This is a genomic window from Pseudovibrio ascidiaceicola, assembly GCF_900114245.1.
In the GTDB taxonomy this organism is placed as follows: Bacteria; Pseudomonadota; Alphaproteobacteria; order Rhizobiales; family Stappiaceae; genus Pseudovibrio; species Pseudovibrio ascidiaceicola.
In genome coordinates, this window is record NZ_FOSK01000003.1 from 279,906 (window position 1) to 306,626 (window position 26,721).

At 51.6% G+C, this 26,721-nt stretch carries 20 protein-coding genes and 1 tRNA gene; 4 read left to right on the plus strand and 17 right to left on the minus strand.

From position 1 onward, the window contains the following. Positions 1-3: 3 nt before the first annotated feature. A complete protein-coding gene (locus BM231_RS07930) occupies positions 4-2,088 on the plus strand; it encodes a hypothetical protein (RefSeq protein ID WP_093518301.1) in 2,085 nt (694 codons plus the stop codon). A 59-nt stretch (positions 2,089-2,147) separates the two neighbouring features. Here BM231_RS07930 and BM231_RS07935 read toward each other — a convergent pair whose 3' ends face one another. Together BM231_RS07935 and BM231_RS07940 are read right to left on the minus strand one after the other, a co-directional pair. Then, positions 2,148-2,723 (minus strand): GNAT family N-acetyltransferase, encoded by a 576-nt coding sequence (locus BM231_RS07935; protein WP_093518303.1) that lies wholly within the window; start codon positions 2,721-2,723, stop codon positions 2,148-2,150. Between the two features lie 323 nt (positions 2,724-3,046). Then, positions 3,047-3,451 (minus strand): NUDIX domain-containing protein, encoded by a 405-nt coding sequence (locus BM231_RS07940; protein WP_093518305.1) that lies wholly within the window; start codon positions 3,449-3,451, stop codon positions 3,047-3,049. 526 nt (positions 3,452-3,977) lie between these two features. Between BM231_RS07940 and BM231_RS07945 the strand changes: the two genes are divergently transcribed. Then, entirely contained in the window at positions 3,978-4,913 is a 936-nt protein-coding gene (locus BM231_RS07945; protein WP_093518307.1) for a metallophosphoesterase family protein, read from the plus strand. A gap of 90 nt (positions 4,914-5,003) precedes the next feature. On the opposite strand, the gene BM231_RS07950 is transcribed toward BM231_RS07945, so the two are convergent. From BM231_RS07950 to BM231_RS08000, 11 genes are all read right to left on the minus strand, one after another. After that, a complete protein-coding gene (locus tag BM231_RS07950) occupies positions 5,004-5,633 on the minus strand; it encodes a hypothetical protein (protein ID WP_063312604.1) in 630 nt (209 codons plus the stop codon). A 312-nt stretch (positions 5,634-5,945) separates the two neighbouring features. Next, on the minus strand, positions 5,946-6,554 hold the full coding sequence (locus BM231_RS07955; protein ID WP_093518309.1) for a GNAT family N-acetyltransferase: 609 nt from the start codon (positions 6,552-6,554) through the stop codon (positions 5,946-5,948). A gap of 94 nt (positions 6,555-6,648) precedes the next feature. Continuing rightward, the gene (gene flhA / locus BM231_RS07960) at positions 6,649-8,823 is read right to left on the minus strand and encodes a flagellar biosynthesis protein FlhA (RefSeq protein ID WP_093518311.1); all 2,175 of its coding nucleotides are present in this window, start codon (positions 8,821-8,823) and stop codon (positions 6,649-6,651) included. 19 nt (positions 8,824-8,842) lie between these two features. Further along, positions 8,843-10,216 carry a sigma-54-dependent transcriptional regulator FlbD gene (gene flbD, locus BM231_RS07965; protein ID WP_093518313.1) on the minus strand — a complete coding sequence of 458 codons (1,374 nt, stop codon included), beginning with the start codon at positions 10,214-10,216 and terminating at the stop codon, positions 8,843-8,845. 31 nt (positions 10,217-10,247) lie between these two features. Continuing rightward, complete coding sequence (gene fliN / locus BM231_RS07970) at positions 10,248-10,586, minus strand: flagellar motor switch protein FliN (protein WP_093518315.1); 339 nt, start codon at positions 10,584-10,586, stop codon at positions 10,248-10,250. A 60-nt stretch (positions 10,587-10,646) separates the two neighbouring features. After that, on the minus strand, positions 10,647-11,327 hold the full coding sequence (locus tag BM231_RS07975; RefSeq protein ID WP_093518317.1) for a FliH/SctL family protein: 681 nt from the start codon (positions 11,325-11,327) through the stop codon (positions 10,647-10,649). 36 nt (positions 11,328-11,363) lie between these two features. Then, positions 11,364-12,428 (minus strand): flagellar motor switch protein FliG, encoded by a 1,065-nt coding sequence (locus tag BM231_RS07980; RefSeq protein ID WP_093518319.1) that lies wholly within the window; start codon positions 12,426-12,428, stop codon positions 11,364-11,366. Position 12,429: 1 nt separating this feature from the next. After that, complete coding sequence (gene fliF, locus BM231_RS07985) at positions 12,430-14,076, minus strand: flagellar basal-body MS-ring/collar protein FliF (protein WP_093518321.1); 1,647 nt, start codon at positions 14,074-14,076, stop codon at positions 12,430-12,432. A 406-nt stretch (positions 14,077-14,482) separates the two neighbouring features. Then, positions 14,483-14,761 carry a CtrA inhibitor SciP gene (sciP, locus tag BM231_RS07990; protein WP_054784903.1) on the minus strand — a complete coding sequence of 93 codons (279 nt, stop codon included), beginning with the start codon at positions 14,759-14,761 and terminating at the stop codon, positions 14,483-14,485. 125 nt (positions 14,762-14,886) lie between these two features. After that, complete coding sequence (locus BM231_RS07995) at positions 14,887-15,543, minus strand: flagellar hook assembly protein FlgD (protein WP_063312609.1); 657 nt, start codon at positions 15,541-15,543, stop codon at positions 14,887-14,889. A gap of 23 nt (positions 15,544-15,566) precedes the next feature. After that, the gene (locus tag BM231_RS08000) at positions 15,567-17,891 is read right to left on the minus strand and encodes a flagellar hook-length control protein FliK (protein ID WP_093518323.1); all 2,325 of its coding nucleotides are present in this window, start codon (positions 17,889-17,891) and stop codon (positions 15,567-15,569) included. A gap of 455 nt (positions 17,892-18,346) precedes the next feature. Between BM231_RS08000 and mnmA the strand changes: the two genes are divergently transcribed. Both mnmA and BM231_RS08010 read left to right on the plus strand, forming a co-directional pair. After that, positions 18,347-19,549, plus strand: a complete 1,203-nt coding sequence (gene mnmA, locus BM231_RS08005; RefSeq protein WP_093518325.1) for a tRNA 2-thiouridine(34) synthase MnmA — start codon at positions 18,347-18,349, stop codon at positions 19,547-19,549. Between the two features lie 363 nt (positions 19,550-19,912). Continuing rightward, a tRNA-Met gene (locus BM231_RS08010) sits at positions 19,913-19,989 on the plus strand. A gap of 531 nt (positions 19,990-20,520) precedes the next feature. Here BM231_RS08010 and BM231_RS08015 read toward each other — a convergent pair. The 4 genes from BM231_RS08015 to BM231_RS08030 all read right to left on the minus strand — a co-directional run bounded on the left by BM231_RS08015 (position 20,521) and on the right by BM231_RS08030 (position 26,677). Further along, positions 20,521-20,907 carry a hypothetical protein gene (locus BM231_RS08015; protein WP_139226343.1) on the minus strand — a complete coding sequence of 129 codons (387 nt, stop codon included), beginning with the start codon at positions 20,905-20,907 and terminating at the stop codon, positions 20,521-20,523. 196 nt (positions 20,908-21,103) lie between these two features. Beyond that, positions 21,104-22,111 (minus strand): ChaN family lipoprotein, encoded by a 1,008-nt coding sequence (locus BM231_RS08020; RefSeq protein ID WP_093518329.1) that lies wholly within the window; start codon positions 22,109-22,111, stop codon positions 21,104-21,106. Between the two features lie 207 nt (positions 22,112-22,318). Continuing rightward, the gene (locus BM231_RS08025) at positions 22,319-25,492 is read right to left on the minus strand and encodes an efflux RND transporter permease subunit (RefSeq protein ID WP_093518331.1); all 3,174 of its coding nucleotides are present in this window, start codon (positions 25,490-25,492) and stop codon (positions 22,319-22,321) included. 3 nt (positions 25,493-25,495) lie between these two features. Further along, positions 25,496-26,677, minus strand: a complete 1,182-nt coding sequence (locus tag BM231_RS08030) for an efflux RND transporter periplasmic adaptor subunit (RefSeq protein WP_093518333.1) — start codon at positions 26,675-26,677, stop codon at positions 25,496-25,498. Between the last annotated feature and the right edge of the window lie 44 nt (positions 26,678-26,721).

The following is a 26,721-nucleotide window of genomic DNA, read 5'->3' on the forward strand; positions in this document are numbered from 1 at the left end:
CACATGACATGGTCTCTTTCCATCGACCCGCTTTTGCCCCTTCCGGCAATTATCGCGCTTGGAGTGATCATAGCTCTGGTCTGTGCCTACCTCCTCTTCGTCGGCATGCGCGGTGCTCTGATCCGTTCCGCCGCCCTGGCTTTGCTGGTTCTGGCCCTGCTCAACCCGGCAGTCTTACGAGAGGATCGAGAGTACCTGCCAAGTACCGTTGTCGTCGTCTCCGACAACAGTCAAAGCCAACAGCTGGAGAACCGTGCAGAGCTGACCGAGGCTGCACGAGAGGGTATCGTCAACCAACTTAAAGCCCTCGATGGCATTGATTTGCGCCAAGTTTCTCTCAATGACACTTCCATGGAAAGCGGCGATGGCACCCGCGCCTTCACTGCAATCTCCAATGAGCTGGCAGACGTCCCACCAGAAAGAATAGCCGGAGCCATTGTGATCACCGATGGTCAGATACACGATGTGCCAGTCACAGCTGAAAAGCTCGGCTTCTCCGCTCCGGTTCATGCACTCATCACAGGCCGCGAAGGCGAGTTTGACCGCCGCTTGAAAGTCGCCAAAGCCCCACGCTTTGGTCTGGTCGGCTCAACACAGGTTGTCCAGCTGGAGTTGATTGAGGAAGGAACCCCGCAGCCGTTCGGCAATCGCGCTGAAATCATAGTGCGCCGCAATGGCGACATCCTGTCCAAACAGTTTATCGCTTCAGGCTATCCAGCTGAGATCGCTGTTGAGATCGAACACGGTGGCCAGAATATCTATGAGTTTGAGGTGGAAGCACTCGATGGCGAGCTGACACCGCTGAACAACCGCGCACTCGTCACCATTGATGGCGTCCGCGAAAATCTTCGCGTCCTGCTGGTTTCCGGCTCTCCTCATGCAGGTGAGCGCACATGGCGCAACTTGCTCAAATCAGATGCCTCCGTGGACCTCGTCCACTTCACTATTCTGCGCCCACCAGAAAAGCAGGACGGAACCCCAATCAACCAGCTGTCTCTGATCGCTTTTCCAACCCGTGAGCTGTTCTCTGTCAAAATCGACGAGTTCGACCTCATCATCTTCGACCGCTACGAACGCCGCGGTGTCCTGCCCCTGCTCTACTTCGACAACATCGCACGATACGTCAGTGACGGCGGTGCAGTCCTCATTGCAGGTGGCCCTGACTATGCAGAAGCCAACAGCATCTTCCGAACACCGCTGGGCCGTGTGCTTCCAGCATCTCCAACTGGTGAGGTCTTTGAAGAACCCTTCTTTGCCAATGTCTCAGAGCTCGGCCTGCGCCATCCCGTAACACGCGACTTACCTGGAGCAGGCGAAAGCCCGCCACAGTGGAGCAAATGGTTCCGCCTCGTCGGCGCAAATGTGCAAGAAGGTCAGCCCATCATGACTGCGCTGGGCGACAAGCCTCTGCTCGTCCTCAGCCGCGTCGGCAAAGGCCGCGTTGCCGCCCTGCTCTCTGATCATGTCTGGCTCTGGGCAAGAGGATATGAAGGTGGAGGCCCGCACGTCCCGCTTCTGCGTAGGCTAGCGCATTGGCTCATGAAAGAACCGGATCTGGAAGAAGAAGCCCTGCGCTTGTCTTTGCGCGGTTCAAATCTGCTAACAGAACGACAAACCCTTGCAAATCTGGTTGATCCGGTCACCCTCACAACTCCCTCTGGCAAAACAGAACAGCTGGAGCTGATAAAGGATACGTCAGGACACTGGACCGCATCCATCAAAGCAGATGAACTCGGCCTCTATTCAGCAACTGATGGTGCACACACCGCACTGATCAACGTCGGCCCGCCAAATCCAAAAGAGTTTCTCGAGGTGGTCTCCACCGCAGACAAACTGTCTGGCATCACTGAACAAACAGGCGGAGCAGCCTTACGGATCGGCGGCGACGACGGCGCATCCCTATCACTACCCAATGTCATCGCACAACGGTCATCCGCTCAATATCATGGGAATGGTTGGATCGGCATCAAACGAACAGATGCCAGCATCTTGAATGGCATAGACCGCTATCCACTCCTCATCGGCTTCCTCGGCCTCGCCTTGCTGTTAGGGCTGTTGTCCTTCACCTGGTACCGCGAAGGACGATAGAAAAGCATCTTAGACGGAAAAGTAATCTACAGGATGATCTAATTCTCCTGCTCAGCCTTTCATGTCGCCATTGCCAGCGAGCCCTGCATCATGTCAACCAGCTGGCTATCGCTCTGCTTTGTGGCGACCAACGCAGGCTTCACATAGCCACCAACCACGGCCCCAGTCGGCATTTGCCCACCTTGCAACTTCAAAACGAGCAACCGGTCCGGATCAACAGGTCCCGGCAAAGTGATCTGTCCATGAGGCACCTGCTCATAACCGTGAGGCCCATAATAAGGATGATCACCAACCAGCAGGATGGATTGAACGCCCTGCGCTTTGGCCTCAGCCGCAACTGTCGTCAGCAGAAGACGACCCAGCCCCTGCCCTTTATAGGCAGCCTTCACGGTCAACGGCCCCAGCAACATGCTCTGACTATTGCCAATCATGATGGGAGTGAGTTTCACAGACCCGGCAATCTCACCGTTGAGTTCTCCAACAAAACATAACTGAGAAGCTTGTTGAACGCCTTCACGGATCTTGAACGCCGTCCGCTCAAAACGCGCAGGGCCAAACGCCTCTGCTTGCATCTGCTCAATCTCGGAGAAATCTGCTGGGGTTTCCTGCCGCACCAGCCATTTTGAAACTATCATGTCACATACCACAAATCGAAGGAGGAAGACCGTCGATCCGTGTGACTCGGGCAGTTAGACCGATGTTGGGAGCACACTGAGAACAGGACGGCACGATGCACCACGCGAGAGCAAGTCCCGCGCGTTCATTCGTCGTCGCTGTTCCCAGCAAATAGCCATAAGGCCCGTACCCCAATTTCTCGGTTCATCGCATGCCAGCGCACACGAAATATAATTTCATCTGACTAACTAACACGCAAATTTTCTGTCGTAAAGCACAAAACTAAGTGCAGATGCGTATTCGTTAGTTGTAGGCCACTTTCATGTAGGTCCTTGAAAAACAACTACCAATAGGGATCAGGCTCAGCTTCACCCGCAATTTCCTGCAGACGACGCAGCGTCGCCGGGCTCACATCATCAGGCAAAGCATCCAACGCAAACAGTTGTAGATCTGAGATTTCCAGAGCCGGTCTTTTCCAGTTTGGATCTTGCTCAGTCAGGCTCACCTTAAAGAAGCCGACATGGTCCCGACCTGTTCCACCACGATTAAGATGCATGGAAAGCAACGCCACATCTGGCCCGCATCCATATCCTGTTTCTTCCGCCAGTTCCCTGCGAGCTGCCTCCGCCATCGTCTCCCCGGAATCGACACCGCCACCAGGAAAATACCAGCCCGGCAGATATTGATGCCGTACGAGAAGGACTCGGTTTTCAGCATCAAATGCCGCAACGCGCGCACCCATCGTCATTCCACGACTCAAAAGAGCCACCGATTGCACCAGTATATTGATAATTCGCGTCTTAAAGCTTGCCACGTCTGGCCTCACAATCAATATAAAACACTGATATAACAGCACTATATTCTGAAATATCATTCATGCAAAAAGTGCATACCACCCTTGCAAAACTAACACTACACAACCCACAGGATAGGCGTAGAAAGAGATCAAAGAATAAGCATACGCCCAAAAATTAATCAGGGCGGCCCCATCACCTACTTATAATAGACACCCAATCCGCGTTTCCCGGATCGCAGGAGTAACACGTCATGCTTACTAAAGTTCTCGCTCGTTTCCGTCGTACAAAACGCTTCCATTGGGCACCAGCAGTTAATTCTGCAAACACCCACGACACTGCTGTTTTGCGTCCATCTTCTTGCCTTTAAGGCAAATTGGAAGTCAGCATTGCCGATCTGTTAAAGGCGCTTGAGGGTAATTCCCAGAATTAAGGAAAACTCCTTGACCTCAGGCGCAATGCAGCGATGATGCGCAGGCTATGTTTAAGCTTGTACATATATCCGACCCACATCTGGGTCCATTGCCGGACGTTCAGCCAGTCCAGTTGGTCTCGAAGCGTATTCTTGGCTACATAAATTGGCGGCGCAACCGCGCCCATGCAATGACCAACTCTTATCTTGATGCGCTGATCCGCGATATCCATGCACAACAGCCGGATCATATTGCGCTTTGCGGAGACTTGGTCAATATCGCACTGCCTAAAGAGGTTGCTGGAGCCAAAGATTGGCTCGCAACCGTTGGCTCCCCCGAGACTTTATCCCTGACACCTGGCAATCATGATGCCTATGTCCCTGGCGCTTTAAAGCAAGCCTATGGCGCTTGGCGTCCATACATGCAAAGCGATCCGGGTTTAGGGCTGACACCGCCGCTGGGAACTGATCCACATTTTCCATTTGCTCGCAGACGAGGCAACGTCACGATTATTGGCCTCTCCACTGCCAAAGCAACTGGCCCCTTCATGGCCACAGGCCACATCAGCAGCAACCAACTGCGGGAGCTGGCAGATCAGCTAAGACGCGCAAAAGAGCGCGGTGATTTCCGTGTTGTCATGTTGCACCATCCGCCTGTGCGCAACGCCACAGCGTGGTACAAGCGCCTTGTAGGCTCCAGCCGCTTCCGCAATGTCATTGCAGAACATGGCGCAGAGTTGGTTCTCCATGGCCACACCCACCGGGCAACCCGCATGGAAATCAACGGACCAGAGGGTCCGGTGCCAGTGATTTGCGTTCCATCCGCATCAAATGGCCTGAGTGGCCATAAGCCACCCGCTCGCTACAACCTCTTCACCATTGAAAAAGATGGCGATGGCTGGTCATGCATTATGGAAGAACGCGGTTTTACAACGGCAGAAGAAGGCGTGCATCACATAGCACAGCACGACCTGTCCATACCCGGTTTAAGGCAGGCAGCGTAGAGCCTGCATGCTAGAAATGGGTCCTGCTTTCAGATCAAGATTACGCGTGAAAATAGAGAGGCATTCTGGTGCCTCTCACAAAGAAGGCGCTTAACCAGCAAACGGGTTGGCATAAAGCGCCAGCGCAACAAGACCTGCTGCCCCGATAACAGTTCCCAATAAAAGCCCGCAGATCAGAATAAAGAAGTCACGCGCCTTATTACGCTTGACTGTAACAGCTTTACGCGCATTCTCCTGCTTAAGCTGATCCAGCCCTTTACCAGTTGGAACATCCTGCTGACGAATACGGTTGAGCATCCAGTCTGCTTCCAGCGCACGTTCCTTCTCGATAATCCGTTCGGCAATATATTCGGTGATGCAGTCCGCCATATCATCAATATCGGCAGTCTCAAGCAAGACCATCCGTCCCAGACGGGTCTCCTTTACAAAGCGATAGGAGTGGCGGTCACGGCCCATCAACACATGACTGGTCATGTCGATCCATAGGCGAGGCTGGGTACCAGGAACAATCTGGAAGGCAAACTGGTCATCGTCTTCAGGGACTTCCTTGAACACATCAATCAGCTCTTCGCTGAGCAGTTCAAGGCGTGCTTTCTCGCTCTCCTGAAGGCTCACAACAACGTCTGTCCGTTCCATCTCCGCAACGCGCACTTTGCGAATACTATCTCTCAGCGACCGCACCTTCTCATGAGGCACAACGTTGTCATGTAGCTCTGACATGGCAGCTCCCGAATATCCGGTTGAACACACCCCGTCTCAACCGCCCCTCAACCTACGTATAACCAATCGATTTGCGTGCAGCCCTCACACATCGTCCACGATTAATCAAAGGTACATGGTAAAAGGAAACTAACACATCCTAGATAAAACTCTAATGAAACCTCATTAACTGTCCCGTTTTGGGCCACTTTTCCAACACCAACCCTGAAGGATTTCTGCCGCACAACTTCAAGGTTGCGCAAGAAAACCACTGCATGCAAGCGCGATTGCATCAGGCTTACCGGATACTCCTAGCCCTCAACCTGCTCTAGCCTATGGCAAAAAGGGGATGTGAGGAGCGCAGGATCTGTCAAGAATCTCATTGAGGCGCGGGTCATCAGCAACTTCAATGGACCGTTTGAAGGGCTTAAAGCCACTGCGGAGGTAAAACTGCAGTGCCTGTGGGCTATCCCCTGTGCATGTGTGTAACCAGAAGCGCTTCACCTCAGGACGTGAAAAAGCCTTGCTGATCGCATGGTTCATCAACCAACGACCAGCCCCATCGCCAACAGCTTCTGGCACAAGCCCGAAATAGCTCAGCGTGACTTCGTCTTCCTTGGCGACATCCAGCTCAAGCATACCAACAGGCTCACCGTCCTTCACAGCCCAATAGAACTCATTTGTCGGCTTGCTCAGTGTCGCTTCCAGCTCAGCATCATTCATCACCAAACGACCAAACCAAAGCCACGGCTCACCCACACGTTTAAAGAGGGCTCGATATTCCGTGCAGTCGATCTTTCCGGCCCGTTCCAGCGTAAGGTCAGGCCGCTCAATCGGTTTGAGAGCAGGCTTCTCCAACATCTCCAGATGCGTCACCACAGTCGCGACTTTGCCTTCTGGCAAGTCTGTGTATCCATCAAGATCCAGTTGAATATGCGCCATCTCGCTCTCTCAAATTAGGAAGAAACAATGCACTCTGGGTAGCGGGAAGAAACAAAGGCCGCAAGTGTCCCGATCTCACGAAACACTTGAGATCCTATATGCTTGCCACTGTTTTCAGGCGCGCACGCGGGTGAACTTCGTTCTGGCTCATAACAAACGTATGCGCTCTGAAACGCTCAACAATGGACCGCACGAATGGACGTGATTGAGCTGAGCATAACAGCACAGGGACTTCACCCTGATTAGCCGCTGCATCATAAGCATCACGAACCAAACCAACGAACTCCTGCAGCTTGGAAGGTGCCATAGCCAACTGACGATCATCTCCATCCCCAATGATGCTTTCAAGGAATGCAGACTCCCATACGGGGCTCAGACTGATCAAAGGCAGATAACCACCGGGCGCCTGATTGGCAGAGCAGATTTGGCGTGCCAGACGAGTACGAACATGCTCCGCAATGGCATTCGGGTTCCGCGTTGAGCCAATCGCCTCCGCAATCCCTTCCAGAATTGTTCCCAGATCACGAATAGAAATGCGCTCTTCCAGTAGAGCCTGCAGCACACGCTGAATACCAGAGATGGAAATCTGGGTCGGAACTATATCTTCCACCAGCTTGGACTGCTCTTCATCCAACTTCTTCAACAGAACCTGAACATCTGCGTAAGTGAGGAGCTCGGAGATGTGAGACTTGATGGTCTCTGTCAGATGCGTAGAAATAACCGTTGCCGGATCAACCACCGTATACCCAAGCAGATTGGCTTCTTCGCGATACTGCGCTTCCACCCAGGTCGCAGGCAAACCAAAGGTTGGCTCAGTGGTATGTGTCCCCGGCAGGCGAACTTGCCCACCAGCAGGATCCATCACCATAAACTGGTTCGGGAACAGGGACCCGCCACCTGCGTCCACTTCCTTCACCTTGATCATGTAGTCATTCGCGCCAAGTTGAATGTTATCAAGGATGCGCACAGACGGCATGATCACGCCCATATCAGAGGCAATCTGACGACGCAGCGCTTTGATCTGCTCGGTAACCTGATCCGTTTCCTGCTTATTGCGCCCATTAATGATTGGCAGCAGTGCATAACCAAGCTCAATCCGCAGCACATCCATTTTCAGGCTGTCGGAAATTGGTGCTTCCTGCGGCTCCTCAGGCACTTCAGCTTCTACTTTTGCAGCGACTTCCACCGCTTTTTCGATAGCATGCTTCTTACTTGCTTGGCGCGCCAGATAACCAGCAGCACCCGCCAATGCCAGGAACGGTAACATCGGCATGCCCGGCAAAAACGACAGCACAACCATCACGAAGGCAGACATGCCAAGCGCTTTTGGGTAGCCGGTAAACTGCCGGACGAGCGCCTTATCAGCAGCACCCTCAACGCCCGCTTTAGAAACAAGAATACCCGCAGCGGTGGAAACAATCAGTGCTGGGATCTGAGAGACCAGACCATCACCAATTGTCAGCAGCGTATAGTTTTCGGCAGCCTGAGCGAACGTCAGGTTCTGCTGCATCACACCGATAACGATACCACCAATCACGTTGATGAACGTGATCATCAGACCGGCAACCGCATCACCGCGCACAAACTTGGAGGCACCATCCATGGAGCCGAAGAAGGTAGATTCAGATTCCAGCTCTTTACGACGGGTCCGCGCAGTCTCCTCATCAATCAGGCCTGCACCCAGATCCGCATCAATCGCCATCTGCTTACCGGGCATAGCATCCAGCGTAAAGCGGGCAGAAACCTCAGCAATACGGCCAGAACCCTTTGTAATAACGATGAAGTTCACAATCACAAGAATTGCGAACACGATAATTCCGATCACGAAATTACCGCCCATCACAAAACTGCCGAAGGCCGCAATCACATTGCCTGCAGCATCTGATCCCTCATGTCCGTGCGACAGGATCAGTCGCGTCGACGCCATATTCAACGCCAACCTCAACATGGTCGCAATCAGCAACACGGTCGGAAAAGCAGAAAACTCCAAAGGCTTCTGAATGAAAAGTCCCACCATCAGGATCATCACGGAAAAGATGATCGAAATGGCAAGGAACATATCCAGAAGCATCGCAGGCATCGGAACAATGAGCATCACAAGGATGACCATCACACCTGCTGCAAGTCCAAGGTCGCCTTGCTTTATGGCGCCCCAAAGATCTTGAAAGAACGCTGAGTTACCAGCAGCACCTAATCCGGGCACGCGAGCAGCAGAAGGAGCGCTGTCGCTTCCCCCTTGAGCTGCTTGTGTATTTGTCTCTTCAGACATCGCCGCGCCCTATCCGTTCTTATGCGTCTGCAGTGCCAGCGCGTGCTTCGCCTGGCCCTGGAACCTCAACACCCTCTTTGGTGTAAAGGTTCAACTTGTTGCGAAGCGTGCGGATCGAAATACCGAGGATCTTTGCAGCGTGGGTACGGTTCCCCAAACAATGATCCAGCGTATCCAGAATGAGATCACGCTCCACATCAGCAACGGTACGCCCAACCATATCGCGCGAGACTGCTTCAGCTGCATGAGCCGCACGCGCAGCGGTTTGCTGCCCAGCCCCCATCGCGATTGGCGATCCATCAGGCATACGAATAGCGTCCGCATCAATCTCAGCACCAGAGGAAAGAAGGACAGCACGGTGCATGGTGTTTTCCAGCTCGCGTACGTTCCCTTTCCATTGGTTCGCCAGCAGAAGCTGACGCCCTTCCTGAGAGATCGGCAGAGCTTTTGTGCCATTCGCCTTCGCATAAATCTCAATGAAGTGACTTGCCAGCTCCAGAATATCCGCAGGACGTTCCCGCAGTGCCGGTAGCTTCAGGTTCACAACATTCAGACGGTACAGCAAATCCTCACGGAAGCCGCCATTCCGCACTTCTTCAGCCAAATCACGGTTGGATGTTGCGATGATGCGAATATCAACGGGAACCGGACGGCTACCACCAACGCGATCAATCACCCGCTCCTGAATAGCGCGCAACAACTTGGCTTGCAGACGAACATCCATTTCGGAAATCTCGTCAAGCATCAAGGTGCCGCCATTGGCTTCTTCAAACTTACCAACACGGCGCGCAACAGCTCCGGTAAAAGCACCTTTCTCGTGGCCGAAAAGCTCGGATTCAAGAAGATGCTCAGGAATTGCAGCGCAGTTGATGGAGATAAACGCCTTATCAGCACGACTGGACTTGCTGTGCAGGAAGCGGGAAATCACTTCCTTACCAGACCCGGACTCACCCGTAATCAAAACCGATGCATCAGAAGGAGCAACTTGCTCGGCCAGCTTGATCACGCTTGCCATTGCTGCGTCGCGGTAGATCAGATCCTCGCGCTCTTCCGTAACAGCAGCCAGTACCGCAGCAATCAGCTCCGGATCAGGCGGCAGCGGTATGTATTCCTTTGCACCAGCCCGAATGGCAGACACAGCCGCGCGCGCATCCGTTCCCAACCCGCACGCAACGAGTGGCACATGGATACGCTCGCGTTCTGTCAGTTCTACCAGTTGACCGATATCTTCATTGACATCCACCATCAGAAGATCCGCACCCTGACCAGAGCGCAAGACTTTCATGGCCTCAGGAGCGCCAGGCGCATGGGTAACAGATGCCCCCCGCTCCATCGCGATCTTGGTTGCGGTCGTCAGCTGACCGCCAAGGGTCCCAACGATCAAGAGCCGCATGTCAGTTCCTTTCCATTACGCCCCATGACAATCACTTATCCGCCTTGATGATTTCAGTCATGGTGACACCAAGCTTGTCTTCCACGAGCACAACTTCGCCGCGTGCGATCAGCCTGTTATTCACGTAAACGTCGATGGCCTCGCCGACCTTCCGGTCGAGTTCCATGACGATCCCGGTATCCAAATGCAAAAGGTCGGAAACCTTCATCTTTGTATGCCCAAGCACAGCAGCCAGTTGGACCGGAACATCAAAAACAGCTTCTAAATCCTCAGCTGCCTTAACGCCGCCTGCACCTTCTTCATCCAGGCCACCAGCGCGCTGGGTACTCTGGTGTTGGTCCAGCACCATTCCCTGTTCATCACTGCTCATAATCAACCTTTCTGATCCCGCACCGGCCATCGCCAGCCCGGTCATAGGCAAAAACTAAAATCACGCCGCTCGACTGGCCCGCTCACGGGCGTCGAAATGGGATTTTATGACTTGTTCAATATGCTCAACCGTCTTGCGACGATCACGAATAATCCCACCATCTGGCCATTCAATTCGGCAATCGCCACGCGACATGCTCTCGGACTTCACAACATGCACCTTGCCCTCAAAGCTGCTGTTCAGAACCAGACCTTCAACCATGTCTTCCAGCGCGTGCGTATCTTCTGTCGGCACCTCAATCAAAATCTGAGGGATCTTGCGCAAGGGAGCCAGACATTCAGCAAGCAATGCCACAACTTCAGCAAGCGGCTCACGCGCAATAAGGTGACTACAAAGACGGCGCGCAATCAGGAAGCACATAGAGACCAGGTTCTGCTCTTGAGCGCGGATCTGGCTTTCAAGATCACCCAGAGCAACTTCCAGTCGCTCCCGCAACACCACCAGTTCTTCTTGTGCACTCAGCTTCTGCTGCTCAGCAATCGCCTGCCGGGCCTGCATCTCACCGCGAGCAAACGCAGCCTCTTCAGCAGCTTTTAAAAGCTGCTTATGCTCAGCAACAGTAATGGTTGGCTCCGGCGGCGGCACATCCTCAACAGCTGCATCGGCCTCAACCTCATCGATTGACTTTGTGTCGAACAAAAAGCGTTGCCGGACAGCGCCTTGAGGCATCACAGTAACCATTAGCAAGCCCCCGGAATGATCAAAGGAAAGAAGAGGTTAGTAGACAAGTTCGTCCTCCCCTTTCTTCTTGTTGATGGTGATCTCACCGGAAGCTGCCAGATCTTTTGCTTTGAGGACGAGACCGTTCTGCGCTTCATCCACTTCACGCAGGCGCACAGGTCCCATGTTATCCATGTCCTCTTGCAGCATCTTTGCTGCACGTGAAGACATGTTGGCCGTAAAGAACACAACAGCAGTCTCGGACGCCCCTTTGAGGGCCATTGCCAACTGATCTTTCTCAACATTGCGCAGCAAGGTTTGGCAGGCACCGGAATCGAGCTTCAGCAGATCTTCGAAGGTAAACATCAGATTGCGGATACGCTCTGCAGACTCACGGCTATCTTCCTCCAACGCAGCTAAAAAGCGGCCTTCGGTCTGTCTGTCGAAATTGTTGAAGATGTCGGCCATCATCTCATGGCTATCACGACGACTGGTCTGGGACAGATTCGACATGAATTCGACCCGCAGTGTCTGCTCAACCTTCTCCAGAATATCCTTCTGAATTGACTCCATGCGCAGCATGCGGTTCACCACATCCAGCGCCAGCTCTTCATTCAGAAGCGCAAGAACGCGAGCTGCATGGTCACTCTGAATTTTGGAAAGAACCACTGCAATGGTCTGCGGATACTCATTCTTTAGATAGTTCGCCAGAACATTTTCAGGAACGTTGGAAAGTTTCTCCCACATATTCCGACCTGCAGGACCCCGAATTTCCTCCATAATGATCGCAACACGATCCGTTGGCAGGAAAGAGTTCAGCAGGCGCTCTGTAACATCCACGTTCCCGTTCAATGCACCACGGGTGGAAAGCCGCTTCAGGAAGTCAACAAACAGCTCTTCCAGCATGGTCGGCGTCACAGGGCCAAGGCTCGCCATCGCACTAGAAACCTGACGCACTTCAATTTCATCCAGTCCGGCCCAAATGGCCTTTCCATACTCTTGCCCAAGCGCCAAGAGCAGAACGGCTGCGCGCTCTGCTCCTCCAAGCTCTCGTTCAGCCACTCCGGATGAGACTGATAAGGCTTGCTCGGTCGATTCCTGCTGCAGTATCTCCTCACTCATCCTACGCTGCCTCGTTCAACCAACCGCGAACGATATTGACCGCTTCGCTCGGAGAATCTTCGATCAACTCACTTATTTGCTGAATTGAACTTTGATGGAGAGCTGCCTGCATTTTGGCGTCTTCAATCCATTCTGCTGTTGGCATTTCTGCAGGAACCTCCTCCATTTCACCAACAACACCTCCAATTTGCGCAGGGCCCTCAGCAACCAGCGTACCATCTGGCAGCATCTGAACACCACCTTCTGCAGCTGCCGCTCTCTCTTCTTCTTTAGCAAGAATACGCTTCATCAGCGGAGAGACGGCGAAGATCAACAGCAGGATGGTGATCACAAACAGAACGCCCAGCTCGGCAAACTTCATGATGTCAGCGCGTGTAAAGTCGAACAGCCCACCGTCGCTATCACCAAAGTCCTGAAGCGGAGCCTCGACAAAGCGCATATTGACCACTTCAACAGTGTCACCACGGTGCTTGTTAAAGCCAACAGCAGTCCGAACCAGAGTAGCAATTTGCTCCAGCTCATCTTTACTACGCGGCTGATAGGTCTGCGTGCCATCCTCACTTGTTGTGTAGGTACCATCAACCAGAACCGCTACAGATAACCGCTCCAAACCACCCGCTTCATAAATCTCCGTCACAGTACTCTTGGAGATCTCGTAGTTCAGGATTTCCTCAGAAACATTAGAGGCATCCTTGGACCCGGTCGCACTGCCAGCTGCGTCTGCATTCGGCAACTGGTTGCCAACAGAAACCGTCTCCTCACCATTGGTGGAAGAGGCGTTCTCTTCTTTACTCTGAGAGGAACGCAACACCTGCCCATCAGGATCAAACAGCTCCTGCGTCTCGGTTTTGCGGTTATAGTTGATTTCTGCAGCAACCCGTACACGAGCACGACCGGTTCCAACGACGTTATTGAGGATCTCTTCAACCTGTTGCCGCAGGCGAGCCTCCATTGTCGAACGTCGTTCATCAAGCGAAGAGCCACCAGCAAGCCCCTCTTTATCGCCGGTTCCGCTGGCAAGCAAAGTGCCGCGCTCATCAACGATAGAAACGTAAGAAGGCTCCAACCCTTCAACAGCCGTAGCCACAAGATGCTGAATGGCCCGGATTTGGCCACCAGACAAAGATCCCTGCACCTTAATTGCAATAGACGCTGTCGGCGGTTCCCGATCACGCTGGAACAACTGCTTTTCAGGGATCACCAAATGAACACGCGCAGAAGAAATACGGCCAATGCTGCGTATAGTTCTGGAAAGTTCGCCTTCAAGAGCCCTGAGGCGGTTCAGGTTCTGTACAAAACTGGTTGCACCAAGCGTATCTGTCTTATCGAAGATTTCATAACCAACACCACCACCAGATGGCAGGCCAGCTTCCGCCATTGTCATGCGCAGACGATGAACGTTCTCCTGAGGTACAAGAACACTACGTCCGTTGACACCCAACTCATAAGAAACACCTTGAGATTCAACCTGACTAACAATCGCAGCAGCATCTTCAAGAGTAAGGTCCGTGAACAGTGGTACCATCTGCGGTGCTGTCGCACGAACAATGATGAAACCGAACAGGCCGATCAACGTAACAGCCATCGCCCCCATCGCTGCCAGTCGCGCGGGCCCAAGTCCTTTCAAGAAGTCAAGGATTCCACTCACAGTTGCCGCCCCGTACGTTCAAATCGCTCATTCAAAAAGTACCAGCAATACTCTCAACACCTTGGAAATTGGCGTGAATTGCCCCTGATTTGCTGGTAGGTAAAAATTGCCCGCCTTAGAGTTAACAAAAGGTTAACGAAACCCTAATAATCGGTAAACGGGAAATCTACCCACAAAGAAGCATTGTGGAATATCGCAGGAAAGGCCTTTGACTAGGCTTTTGAAGAGTCGAATGAATCTTGTGCGGCCTGTTCGGCAGATTTTGCCGAAGCAGTTAAGACATCATGGTTAATCTGTAAAATTGTACAAAATGTGGCTTCCGCATACAAAAAGGCCGGCTGAGACAGCCGGCCTTTTCAGAACCTCAAACCTGTTTGGGCATGACACCCTTTTTGCCTGAAGCTTACTAGTTGCTGCGATAGTCCTGAACGCGTGTAGCGCGCAAGCCGGCTAAACCGTGTCGGTCAATCGAATTCTGCCAAGACAGAAATTCTTCAACCGTCAAAGTATACCGGTTACATGCTTCATCCAGAGACAATAAGCCTCCGCGCACAGCTGCAACCACTTCAGCTTTTCTCCTGATAACCCATCTCTTTGTAGAGGTAGGAGGAAGATCCGCTATCGTCAGAGGGCTCCCATCGGGGCCGATGACGTATTTTACTCGTGAACGTATATGTTCGGTCATTCTACTCTCACACAAACCATGACCAAGCTGAGGATGAGAATAGAACAAGGCGCTTAAAATTTGGCTAAGCCCCCATCAATGTTTTGGTAAGATTCATAACCGGGGATCTTAGTGGATATTAACTACTACAGAATTCCATTGACTCCAGTGACCTCACCCACGGGAATTTTGAGGTCGCCCATGTGCAGAATGATGTCGCCAGTACTGAAGTCGACAGCATCCACTTTCCCTTTCACTTCAGTCTGAACTGCGAAAGGCTCACCGTTGGCATCCTTGGTAATAATATCAATGGAATAGGCGCCATCGCCAGCTTTTGTGCCGTTTGTCGCCACACCATCCCATTCAAAGGTGTTGTCACCTTCCTTTAGATCAATCTCTTCCTGATAGACCTCAGCACCCTCACTATTTTTAACAGTAATGGTTGCCTTACCTTCGGAAACTGCATCAAGGTTCCAAGATGCTTTGTCATCCTTGAGCTGCGCTGACGCACTCTGAGCAGTCACTTCCTTACCGATATAGTTTACAAACTGACTCGCACTTTGCGTTTTCAGCTGAGTGAGCTGCTCCTCTAATTTCTCTGTAGTTGCAACCTGTTGCTCAACCATCGTGTATTGAACCAACTGATTCGTGTATTCAGCCGAATCGAGAGGTTCCAACGGATCCTGGTTTTGCACCTGTGTGGTCAGCAATGAGATAAACAGATCGAAGTTGGCATTGATGCTGTTCTGGGTGCTTGCGCCAGAGGTGTCTGCATTCGGTGTCAGAGCGTTAATTGTAGTCATTGTCTATATCCTCGTGCGCGGCATCAAACCGAGATATCCAGTCCACCAGCGCGGGCAGCACTATTTAAGTTGTTATGTGCAAGATAATTTTCATCTGGCAACTCAGTGCCTTCTGACGCTCGATCCAGCTGTCCAACATTGGCCTGTCGGTTCTCTTGCTGATCTGAAGTCTGCGAGCCACGCCCTCCAAGTGAGAACTGAAGAGAGCTCTTATCGCTTTCGATCCCAGCTTCCTGAAGAGCCTTTTCTAACCCACGTTGATCTCGCTGCAAAAGTTCAAGAGTTTCAGGTCTCTCAACAATCAAATGCGCCCGTACGCGGCCATCCTTACTAAATTCAAGAGAAACATCGACTCCACCCAGTTCTTTGGGATCAAGCCGGATTTCAAAACGATCAACGCCGCCACTTGCCTGCCGGGCAATCTCAGGCCACACAGCATTCGCAACATTTCTCAGTGTAGAGGTTGGCAGAGAACCCACTGAACGGAATGCCGTGTCAGAACGTGCAGCAGTGCTGGAGATTGCTTCAGAACTTTCCCAATCAAATTCAGTGTCAGATCCATCCAATGGACCGGCAGCCAAGCCCCAACCGAGTGCCGTTGTTGAGGCAGCCTGCTCATTTGCCTGTGGTACCTTCACCTGAATACTGACAGCAGACGCAGTATTTTTCTTTTCAGCAGATGCTGTCTGTTCTGCAGGCTTGGTCAGAGCACTAGTAAGGTCATCGGTCTCGGGAGCATCACCAACCGCGGCGACGGCTTCAGAGCTAGATGTCACTTGCACAACTCCACCAGCGGCTTTGTCTTTCCCAACCATCGGTGCCGCAGCTGTGGTCACAGCAGCAGTCCGGCTCACCTGTTCCGCAGAACGAACGCCGATTTCATGATCTTGCGCCGAGGCGACTTCAACAACCTTCTGCACCTGCGAAACCTGGCCATTCTTTTCTGAAGAAGCATCAGGCTTAGAAGTCACATTCGGGAAAATGATGTCACCATCACCGTCAACAGATGCAGGTTGCGCTATTCGTTGCTGGTTTCCTACAAAGCTTGAACCTGCACGATCAGTTTGTCGAACAAGCACCGGCTTTTCTAAGGAAGCGTCTGCCTCAACGTCAGCAACAAGAACATCCCCGCGAGTAGTCTGAACAGCTCCCTTACCCTCAGCAGATTGCGCCTGCACAGGCTCGGATTGAACCTTGAGGCTCTTCACTTCTGACGCTGTTGCCAGCTCACTAACCTGACGACCAGCGACAGATTGAGATGACCGGACATCTGCCTCAACCGCAACACGAGCCGCTGCAGTGGTCTTTTCGACAGGAGCACTGACTGAGTTAACGGTTGTTTCAACGCTTCCGCTCTCTGAAGTCGTGACAGCACGATTACCAGCTATATTTGCGACTTGCTCTGCCTTAACCCCATTGCTCGCTGGCTGAACTTGTGGTGAAGCAGCAGAGTTCGGAGACTGCTCAGAGACCTCTGGAGAACGTGCAATCAGCTCAGGAGAAACCTTAGCTACTTGATCTGAAGCAGGGAGTTCCAGCGCATTTAACTGAGGCCCAGATGAATCTCTTTGTTTGACAGTGGTAACCTGCCGCTCGGACGTTACGCCCGATTGCAAGCCTGAAGCATTACGAGTGTTGTCTTTAGATTCCTGCGCAGCACTTACAACGCCTGCCTCTTGAGCAGCAGCACCCGCCAGAGCTGTTACCGGTCTATCATCCGCCTGCGGCAAGATCTGCCCACCACGCTCCGCCAGCTGTAAGGTACCAAGATTTGCAACTGCACTCTCACCTGTCTTGGAAGAGATAGCCTCACCCTCACCTGCAACAGGAGCAGCGTTTTGGACATGAGTGACCGGCTGATCGACTTCCGCTCCGCTTGCTTTCTCCGCTAAGGCTGGCTGACTGCCTACTTCCTGGACATTTTGTGGCAAAGCAACAAAAGGTGTTTTCCCTTCGCCACCATTGACACGACGCGCTTCATCATTAGTGGTCGCAACTGCCCCCAATCCCGGAACCGCGCCTGACAATGGAACCTGAGAAACAGTGGAAAGCGGCAGATCACCAGCCAAACCAGCAACTGTACTCTCACCATTTTCATCCTTGATGAGATTTGGACTTAAAGCCGGTAGATCGCCGCCAGTAGTTAAAGCACCAGAGAAGAGATCCACTGCAGTTGCCGCTGCACCATCTCCCTCAGAAGCTTTGGCGAGCAGACCGGAGAAAGTATCGGCATTTTGGCCGAGCACACTCTCACCAAGCAGCGCATTACCACCTTGCCCCACAATGGGGCCTAAAGGCGTTTGCGGCTGAACAGGACCGGTTAAACTCAGCAAAGCAGATTGCGACATATATTCCTCAAACTACGCAGCACACACCATCAGCAACGATGGTCAAGACATCTTGCGCGCAGATATGCAATTAGCGGGCCAATCACATAACCAAGAAAATATAAACAATTTCAAATAGATAAATTAAATTCAACATTTCAAAGAACAGACAACAAGATCATTTATTGCCCCTGCCTCGGCAACAAATGCCCAGCAAGTAAAAACATCAATCAAAAAGATTGGCCTTCCGTCGAGTTTTAGGTATATTCCCGCCAACTAGCACGCTCGAAGCGTACGCATGCGAAGCGTTTAAAAGAGAGCCCGCGTTTAGCCATCGCCAGAGCGCAGCAAGCACTAAGCAAGCAAAAGAAACTAATCTGCGCTTCAGACTTCAATGTCTCCCAGGATTGAAATCTGCTCGTGATGTTATAGATACGGCTCTCACTTAAACGCGCCTACAGGATGAGGTAATTGGAATGCTAAACAGTCTTGGCCTGCCCGGCCGCCCAGAAGACACACGGGTGGTTGTTGCCATGTCAGGCGGCGTTGATTCATCGGTTGTTGCCGGAATGATGAAACGCGAAGGCTATGATGTGGTCGGCGTCACTCTACAGCTCTACGATCATGGCGAAGCAATCCAACGCAAGGGCGCTTGCTGTGCCGGGCAAGACATCCACGATGCCCGCCGTGTTGCAGAAAAACTCGACATTCCGCATTACGTTCTGGATTATGAATCCCGCTTTAAAGAGCAGGTCATAGAACGCTTCGCGGACAGCTATATCAATGGCGAAACACCGATTCCATGCGTAACATGTAACCAGACCGTCAAGTTCAAAGACCTTCTGGAAACTGCCAAGGACTTGGGCGCTGATGTCCTGGTCACAGGTCACTATGTCCGTACAGGCGTGGAAGGCAATCAGCTTGCCATGTTCCGTCCTGTCGATCTGGACCGTGATCAAAGCTACTTCCTGTTCGCAACAACACAGGAACAGCTCGATTTTCTGCGCTTCCCATTAGGTGGCATGACCAAACCAGAAGTTCGCGAACTTGCGCATGAGTTTGGACTGGCAATTGCTGACAAGCATGACAGTCAGGACATCTGCTTTGTGCCGGAAGGCCGCTACACAGACGTTATTGCCAAGCTTCGCCCGCACGCAGCAGAACCAGGTGATATCGTGCATGTGGATGGCCGCATTCTTGGCCGACACAATGGCATCATCCATTACACCATCGGTCAGCGCCGCGGTATCGGAGTTGCAACTGGTGACCCTCTCTATGTTGTTCATCTGGATGCAGATGGACGACGCGTGATTGTTGGTCCGCAAGAAGCGTTAGCAACCCACAACCTACTACTGCGCGAAGTAAACTGGATTGGCCCAGGTACACTGGATGATCTGCCGGAAGACGGCATCACAGTTTATGCAAAGGTGCGTTCTACCCGCCCACCAACAGAAGCCATTCTGCGCAAGAGCGGCGAAAACATTTTTGTCGAGCTGGTAGCAGGCGAATTCGGCGTGGCCCCAGGCCAGGCTTGCGTTTTCTTCGACAAAGACGGTCAGGAAGCACGCGTTCTCGGCGGCGGTTGGATTCAGCGGGCCGAGAAGCAAGAAGGCGCAGAAGCAGCCCTCAAAGCACTGCTCGGAAAAGGCTGGGAAGCAGCAGGCTTTCCTGCAAGCTAAAGCATTGCCAACTAACCGAATTATTCAAACCGCCCCGCCTGACCTGATCGTCACCGGGGCGTTTTATTTTGAGCTCTCTAGCCTGTACCTTGCTCAGCCCCAACACGACACCACTCCACAAATCCTAGAAAAGCTACTCCAGAATTTCCAACTTGGCAAAAAATGAGATTTTCTTGTTCCTGACAACTACAACTGGCAGTTATTGCTCTACGAAATTGGCATTAACCCTAGGTTTTCATGGAGTTTTTCACAAGAGATCATATTTCCACAAAACTTACCTAAGAACGCTTGACGCCATCCCTCTGGGGCCTTATACACCCCTTCACAGCGCGGCGGTCAACACCGCAACATAGCGCACCGGATGGCGGGGTAGCTCAGTTGGTTAGAGCAGCGGAATCATAATCCGCGTGTCGGGGGTTCAAGTCCCTCCCTCGCTACCATCTCTCTTCAAACGAAGATCGAGACGACAAGGCACCGTAAGGTGTCTTTTTTGTTTTTAGATCCCAAAGCGCTTCTAAACACTTTTCAATTCACTATTTTCAAATCAAAAAACGCTTCACTCAAGTATCACTTATTCTAGACATTGCGAGCCACGAAGTTCATGGGTATCTGCTAGCGCTTTTCTGTGGCATTCGGCAGTGACATTGCCTCCACTCGCGCAGTTATTACCAATCTCCCAATTCAGCACACGACTTAGCAAGAAATAGACCATTTCCGTCGCCCTCTGCTTGCGGAAAACGCAACGCGAGGCTGACCGAGGCGACTAACAAAGCAGGAAAATACCAGGTTGGATGCTGTAACATGATAGCGGTTATTAGAACTCCTGATCTGCAATCTCGCTCAGCTCATCCTTAGTAGCACCCAAAATCCAATCAATCTCAACAGAAGCTGGTGCCTCATATAACATCTTGATGCGTGAAGGGCGCTCAACAAGCGCCCTCTAGGTCGATAATGGCCCCTCGAACTTGCGGCTAAAGCCTCTCAAGTTCGGGAAATCTATTCCACTTAATCTGACTTTGGTTCGCCTTGCACCAGATACTATTTGATTGATAATGCATAATAAGGCTGCCCTTTATGATCACTCGAACATATAGTCGCCCTGTGTAGCCTCCAAACGTATTTTTAGCGTTTAAACGTCCACAGTAACCAATACTTCCGTTAGAAAAATTTAATTGATTAGAAAGCTCAGCATCTCGAATGCTGTACGGATCATAAAAATTCTCTTTTACTGCATTAATCAGTATTTTCTTATGTGCAGCTGTTGGTTTTTTGTCAAACTGCACCTGTTGAACCGTCACTGTTTGGCAACCGGCAGCAAGCAGGGCCAAACCTAAAACAAACAAACGTGTATACTTCATTCCATAACCAAAATTAGAACCGACAAAACAGCACCATCTAGAGTTGCATAAATAGAACATGTCAATTCAAATTGTAGCAATTCTGTAATTGCAGCCTTTTTTCCAGTTAACTTACACTGCTGATAACCTGTCCTGATAATAACTAATTGCTTCTCGCTTACAGCCAGTTCACTAAACCTCAAGCCAGCCCTGAACGCTATTTCTTCGGAGTATGCTTCTTACCCATTTTTTCCAGCAGTTCAGCATACTTTTCGCAAGGATCAGTCGTCTCAACTCTGCCGGTGAACCAGACGTAATCAAACCGGTTTACATCAGCGAGGCTGTAGTCGCTCAGTTGATCTTTGCCAGCGCCCACCTCAACAGCCGCAAGATTCAGTGTGCTATCTTTGCTATCAAGCCACCATGGAACACCGCGGTCCTTACGGGTATGGCCATTCCCTGCAATCAGAATGGAACCACGCTCAGAGTTCTTTGCTGTCCGCATGAACGATGCCATTGAGGCATCTTTGATGCGTTGCATCCCCACCATTGGTCCTAGGTTCTCGCGAGGTACAACGCCGCAATGCGAGCGCTCAAGCTCATCCAGCAGACTGTTATTTTGCTCTTCACTATATTGCTGGTTCCATCTGAAGCTCTTGGCGTTCTCTTCAGAAGGTTGCTTCCCTTGACCGACCTTAAGAAGCAGCTCCCGTTCAGGTGCCCCCGGCACAACACGCATGCCAAACTCTGCCGCTTCATTGAAGATCGGCTCATACATATGCCATGCTGGCCAACCGCGCTGTTCCCATTCCAGCTTTTCGGCTAATCCTGCAACATCTTCAGGCTTAAGCTCTTTCAACCACTTAAGATACTTTGGCTCAATCATCTCCATAACAATAAATGGGTTACGGCCAGCAGCACCCATTTGCTTGAGAGCTTCAGCTTGAATTTCATGATGCCGCGGATTGTCGTGTTTTTCGCCAACCAAAATATGATCTTTGTCGGCAGCACGCTTCCACAGTTCAGCCTGAGAGATTTGCTTGCCTGTTTTCAAATCCCAGACCGTATCCACGAGAGGATGATCTGTCATCAAAAGCTCAACCGGAACCTTCTCAGCCAGTTTACTTTCATTGCCTCCGCTCTGCCCAGAAGCAGCTTCACTGGCAAGAGTAAGTGCACTGTAGGTGATCGCAAACGCAAACGCATTCATTGCTTTTTTCAGCATATTCTTTTCCCAGAAAGGAGGAGTGCAGCAACTTCTGCAGCCAAACGGATCAAATATCTTTATCACCTAATAGCACAACATTATTATGATTATTGCACTCAAGTTTCTTACTTCTAGTGATGCCATGCAAAAAAAAGCAAGCAAACAGCTTACACCGTTTGCTTGCACCAGTTTTCTTAACTGAGATCAGCCTCAGGCTTCCTGCATTCACTCACCAGCAACCGAAACTTCAGGTGTTTTCGGAGCTTCTGGCCTTGGAAAAAACAACCTCATCACCCCCGCTTTGAATCTCCCGACATCAGCCAGGATCATCATGAACGTTGGGATCAGGAACAAGGTGATCAAGGTTGCAAATAGAATTCCAAAGCCCAAGGACACCGCTGCAGGAATGAGGAACTGAGCCTGTTCAGCGGTTTCGAAGATCATTGGTGCCAGCCCGGCAAACGTGGTCGTCGAGGTTAGGATCACGGCACGCATGCGCTGAGTTCCTGCTGCAACAAGAGCCTGACGCATTGGCATACCGACAGCCCTATTGTCATTAAAGGCAGAAACCAGAAGCAGACTGTCGTTCACCACAATACCGCTGAGAGCAAGTATCCCGTTGATGCTGAGGATGGAAACGGGGATACCAACAATCCAGTGCCCGATAATCGCTCCCGTAATACCAAACGGAATAGCGATCATGACCACAATCGGCTGGGTGTAAGACTTGAGCGGCACCGCAAGCAGAACATAGATCGCGATGATCGTAATTCCAAAGGCAGTCATCAGCCCACCAATTGCTTCCCGTTGCTGTTCAACCTCTCCCCCAAAATCAACGGCAACACCGGGATACATTGCCTGTAGTTCTGGCAAGATTTCCTGATTGAAATAGGTAACCAATGCATCAGCGGCGATTTCGTCTTTATTGATCTGCGCATCCAGTGTCGCCACCCGCTTGCGTGAACTGCGATAGATCTCATCTACAGTCAGATCAGAATGCAAGTTTGCAACGGAGGACAGCAAGATAGGATCACCAGCCGGAGTGCGAACATAGAGCGTTTGCAAGGCTGCAGCAGAGCTCCGCTGCGCCTCTGGGTAACGCACCCTAACCTTCACCTCTTGCTGGTTCCGCTGGAACTCCTGTATCTCTGCGCCGCCGATAGCCTGAAACACCTGCTCAGAAATGGCAGAGGTCGTCAGGCCAACGGAGCGTCCATAATCAGTGAGTTCAATGTTCAATCGCCCACGCACAGCCCTGAAGTCATTGGTAACCGACAAAACGCCGTTCTGGGTTGAGAGCCTATCCTCAACGTACTGACTAGCCGCAATCAACTGATCAACATCATCCAGTAGTAGCTCCACTCTGAAATCAGCAAAATCAAAGTCATCAGCCGCAAACTTAATCGTTTGCGCCCCTTCAACAGGTCCAACCAGCTTGCGCCAGCGCTCTGCAATCTCATTTGCGGTAATGTCACGCTCGCTTGGCGGTGTAGCAATTGCCAGCACAGTCACGTTTCCATCGTCACTGGCCTGCATCTCAATGCCAGTGATCGGAGAAACACCAGACGTTACTTCAGCATCCAACTGCGCTTTCAATTCATGAGCCGCCGCTTCAATCCGGTTCGCTTCAGCAAACAGTCGCCCATAACCAAGGTCAGGCTCGCCTTTATAGGTCGCAGTCACGATTTGACGTGGGATCTCTGGAAAGAACACAACACGCACAATCCCAGAAGGCACCATGTAGACCACCGCCACAAAGAGCACCACAAAGCACAAGGCAGACAGATAACGCATTCTGAGGCTGAGCTTCACCAAGGGGCGATAAACACTTTGCTTAAACCGCTCCAAGCCGCCGCTGACAGCGTTCTGAATAACCTTCCAACCACGAGAAAGCGGATTAGCAGGCTTTGCATTATGCTTCAGATGAGCCAGATGCGCAGGCAGAATGAACTTGGATTCAATGATCGAAAACACAAGGCAGAAGACCACCACCCAGGAGAACACCGAGAACACTTCCGCCAGCCGTCCAGTCACCAGCGTGATTGGGTAGAAAGCAGCAATTGTCGTCAGCACACCAAAGATTGCAGGTGTGGCGACCAGTTTGACGCCCTTGATGACGTTATCAATCCCATCGCCTTCTTTCTCAGTCACACTATGTGCGCTCTCAGCAACCACAATCGCATCATCAACCACGATACCAAGCGCAATGATGAACCCAAACGTGGTCATCTCATTGAGTGTCATTCCCCAAAAGGAATCTCCCATCAAAGTGAGTGCGCCTGCGAAAGCGATTGGTAGTCCCATCGCAACCCAAAAAGCCGTACGTAAGTTGAGAAATAGCGCTAGAGTGACAAGTACAAGCCCCATCCCCATCAGGCCGTTTTTCATCATCAGCGAAAGACGGTCTGAGATGTTCTCGCTCTCGTCCTCCCAAAAATCAAACTTGATGTTCGTGGGCAAGCTGTCTTCGGCTTCAACCTCATTGATAATTTCACGTGCTCGCACTGCAGCAGGAATAAGATTGGCTTTCCCGATCAGCTGCACGCTCAGCTTTCTGGCAGGTAGTCCTTGATAGCGGTAGATTGAGCGATCATCCGTGTAAGCATCCGTAATCTTTGCAACATCCTGCAATCGCACAACGGTGCCATCAGAAAGAGTCACAACCGGAATGCTTTCAAAGTCTTGCAGAAAATAACCCTGCCTGTCAGCTTTGATTAGGATCCTACCGTTTTCACTCTTCAAACTGCCTTGCTGAGAAATGAGCGAGAAGTTACCTACCTGCCGAACCAGTTCATCGAAGCTGAGCTTGTACCGCTGCAATGCTTCTTCTTGCACTTCAATCGATATCTCCTGTATCCGCTCGCCACTGATGGTGACAGAAGGGATCAGTGCGTCTTCAAGTAAGCGATCTTTGATACGTCGTGCAACAGTATCCAGAACATCTGGATCCGCATCACCATAGAGCTCAACTTGAATGGCGTCTTCAATCTCTTCCGCGCGCACCACAACTGGCTTTTCAGCAGTGGAAGGAAGAGAAACAGCATCCACCTTGGTTTTGATGTCCGAAAGAAGCTTATCCAGATCAGTGCCTGACGACTTTTCAATTACAATCGAAGAGTTGCTCGCCGTGGAGGTGCTGGTGACCTTTTTAATACCTTCGGTCCCCGTCAATGCACGCTCAATCTTCTCCGTCACACCACGTTCGGTTTCCTGCGCAGCACCTGATTTGTATTCAACGCTGATGGTGACTTGATTGGCTTCAAATCCCGGGAAACCCTCAGTGCGAATGTTCATTGCCGTGTAAACACCAGCAACAAAAATGCAGATCATAAGCAGGTTCGCCGCAACCGGGTTGTGCGCAAACCAGGCGATCCACCCTTTGTGGTTACTCTGTTGCATGGCTTACTCCGCAGCCTGAGTGGTTACAATCTGCTGTGGCAGATAACGACTGATCGGGTTCACCACGATCTTCCAGGGCCCTCGCGAAGGGAACGCGCTCACATCCAAAGCCACCTCGTCAACACGGGTAAACAAAGGCGTCACAAGATGCCGTTCCAACTGGCTGTCATCAGAAACTGTCCAGACATATCCTTGAGAGGTTATGGCGGATGCCGGAACCATGACTATGTCTGGAATCTCTCGCCCTATGAGCATCACACGCACAAATGTACCCGGGCGCATGACAGTGCCCTGTGCATTGCGAGGTTCAATCTGCAATCGCAAGGATTGCTGACGTGTTTGAGCATTCGCAGTTGCCCCAATTGAAGTGATCTTGGCGGGCCATTCCACACCAGCCTCATTCAACACGCGTGCCGATATCTCATTGACACTGAGAGAATTACCCTTCTCGGTCAGCAGCAATTGCCATTGAACAGGCGTCAGAGCCACCTCAACATCCAATGTATCGGTCGAATAAATCTCGGCAATTTGCGTACCTGCAGTAACGTAGCTGGAAGGCGCAATGCTCCGCGAGATCACGACAGCATCAAACGGAGCTACAATGCGGGTGTTTGCAAGGTTACGCTGTGCTTCTACCAGATTGGCCGCAGCAGCTTTGAGCTTCAATTGCTCCTGCTTCAAAAACGGTTTTCGCAAAACCAGCGGAGAAGCTTCTCTTCCTTTGATGTTCGCCCGTTCCCAATCCAGCTCCGCTTGCTTGCCGCGCTGCTCTTCCTGCAACAAGGAGAGCTCTGAACTAGCAAGATTTTCTTCAGCAGTCGCCAGTGCTGCCCGATAGCTGCTATCCTCAATCTCAGCCAGAACATCGCCTTTTGTGAGCATCAAACCCGGTTCGAGTTGCGAGGATAGACCCACAACCCGGCCCGTCACCTCACTCGTCAATTGCTGCTGATAGTGCGCACTCACAGCACCAAAGACTGTAAACTCAACAGCCTCGGGGCTGGCCTCTCGCGTGACCACTGAGACCAAAGGCCGTGGCAAAGTAGGTGTTGTGGCTTCCTGTGCCATAATAGGCTGTGAAGCAGCCAACCCAGCCAGAAGAGCCAGCATCGAAAGGCAAACAGCCTGAAGTGCTTTCGAAGGATATGCTCCGAAAGCCAAAAATGGTCGAAGGGTACTACGCATATTGGGAACTGCTTGTTAGTTTGAGAAGGAATAAAAGTGCCCGC

Coding starts and splice junctions, on each gene's coding strand:
- BM231_RS07930 (WP_093518301.1), top strand. CDS start 4: ATGACATGGTCTCTTTCCATCGACCCGCTTTTGCCCCTTCCGGCAATT.
- BM231_RS07935 (WP_093518303.1), bottom strand. CDS start 2,723: ATGATAGTTTCAAAATGGCTGGTGCGGCAGGAAACCCCAGCAGATTTC.
- BM231_RS07940 (WP_093518305.1), bottom strand. CDS start 3,451: ATGACGATGGGTGCGCGCGTTGCGGCATTTGATGCTGAAAACCGAGTC.
- BM231_RS07945 (WP_093518307.1), top strand. CDS start 3,978: ATGTTTAAGCTTGTACATATATCCGACCCACATCTGGGTCCATTGCCG.
- BM231_RS07950 (WP_063312604.1), bottom strand. CDS start 5,633: ATGTCAGAGCTACATGACAACGTTGTGCCTCATGAGAAGGTGCGGTCG.
- BM231_RS07955 (WP_093518309.1), bottom strand. CDS start 6,554: ATGGCGCATATTCAACTGGATCTTGATGGATACACAGACTTGCCAGAA.
- flhA (WP_093518311.1), bottom strand. CDS start 8,823: ATGTCTGAAGAGACAAATACACAAGCAGCTCAAGGGGGAAGCGACAGC.
- flbD (WP_093518313.1), bottom strand. CDS start 10,216: ATGCGGCTCTTGATCGTTGGGACCCTTGGCGGTCAGCTGACGACCGCA.
- fliN (WP_093518315.1), bottom strand. CDS start 10,586: ATGAGCAGTGATGAACAGGGAATGGTGCTGGACCAACACCAGAGTACC.
- BM231_RS07975 (WP_093518317.1), bottom strand. CDS start 11,327: ATGGTTACTGTGATGCCTCAAGGCGCTGTCCGGCAACGCTTTTTGTTC.
- BM231_RS07980 (WP_093518319.1), bottom strand. CDS start 12,428: ATGAGTGAGGAGATACTGCAGCAGGAATCGACCGAGCAAGCCTTATCA.
- sciP (WP_054784903.1), bottom strand. CDS start 14,761: ATGACCGAACATATACGTTCACGAGTAAAATACGTCATCGGCCCCGAT.
- BM231_RS07995 (WP_063312609.1), bottom strand. CDS start 15,543: ATGACTACAATTAACGCTCTGACACCGAATGCAGACACCTCTGGCGCA.
- BM231_RS08000 (WP_093518323.1), bottom strand. CDS start 17,891: ATGTCGCAATCTGCTTTGCTGAGTTTAACCGGTCCTGTTCAGCCGCAA.
- mnmA (WP_093518325.1), top strand. CDS start 18,347: ATGCTAAACAGTCTTGGCCTGCCCGGCCGCCCAGAAGACACACGGGTG.
- BM231_RS08015 (WP_139226343.1), bottom strand. CDS start 20,907: ATGAAGTATACACGTTTGTTTGTTTTAGGTTTGGCCCTGCTTGCTGCC.
- BM231_RS08020 (WP_093518329.1), bottom strand. CDS start 22,111: ATGCTGAAAAAAGCAATGAATGCGTTTGCGTTTGCGATCACCTACAGT.
- BM231_RS08025 (WP_093518331.1), bottom strand. CDS start 25,492: ATGCAACAGAGTAACCACAAAGGGTGGATCGCCTGGTTTGCGCACAAC.
- BM231_RS08030 (WP_093518333.1), bottom strand. CDS start 26,677: ATGCGTAGTACCCTTCGACCATTTTTGGCTTTCGGAGCATATCCTTCG.